The 613-nt window shown below is 69.5% G+C and carries 1 protein-coding gene; it reads left to right on the plus strand.

Annotated elements, in window-relative coordinates; all coding sequences use genetic code 11:
* Positions 1–613 (plus strand): SpnB-like Rossmann fold domain-containing protein (locus OOZ19_RS29985; protein ID WP_416309529.1); only part of this gene is annotated, 613 nt, incomplete at both ends.

A 613-nucleotide genomic window follows, 5' to 3' on the forward strand; every position in this document is an offset into this window, starting at 1 on the left:
TCGTGCTCGGGTCTGACGACCTCCGTCTCGCGGAAGGGAAGACCTCCTACCCTGACATCGCTTCCCTGGCGGCTGCGATGCCTACGGCTGCGGTGGTCGCGCGGACGTACGAGGGTGATCTGGCTGCGGCGGTGCACACGGCGACGCGCGACACGTTGGTGTTGTTGCAGGAGTGGCTGGCCGATCCCCGCTTGGACGATGTGCCGTTGGTGTTCGTGACCCGTGGTGCGATCGCGGCATCCCACGAGGAGGACGTCACGGATCTGCCGGGTGCGGCGGTGTGGGGGCTGGTGCGGTCGGCGCAGTCGGAGAACCCCGGCCGGTTCCTGCTGGTCGACGTCGATGACGAGGGCGCGGCGCTGCTCCCAGCCATAGTGGCTGCCCGGGAGGCCCAGAGCGCGGTTCGCGGCCGGCAGGTGTCGGTGCCCAGGCTCGCGCGGGTAAGTGCCGGTGGATCCCTGATTCCGCCGCCGGAACCGACGTGGCGGCTGAACGTGACGAAGAAGGGCAGCCTGGAGGACCTGGCCCTGCTCGGCGCGCCGGAGATGACCCGCGAACTGGGTTCAGGTGAAGTGCGGCTCGCCGTACGGGCCACAGGGCTGAACTTTCGGGA

This window comes from Saccharopolyspora sp. NFXS83, assembly GCF_026241095.1.
Lineage (GTDB): Bacteria > Actinomycetota > Actinomycetes > Mycobacteriales > Pseudonocardiaceae > Saccharopolyspora_C.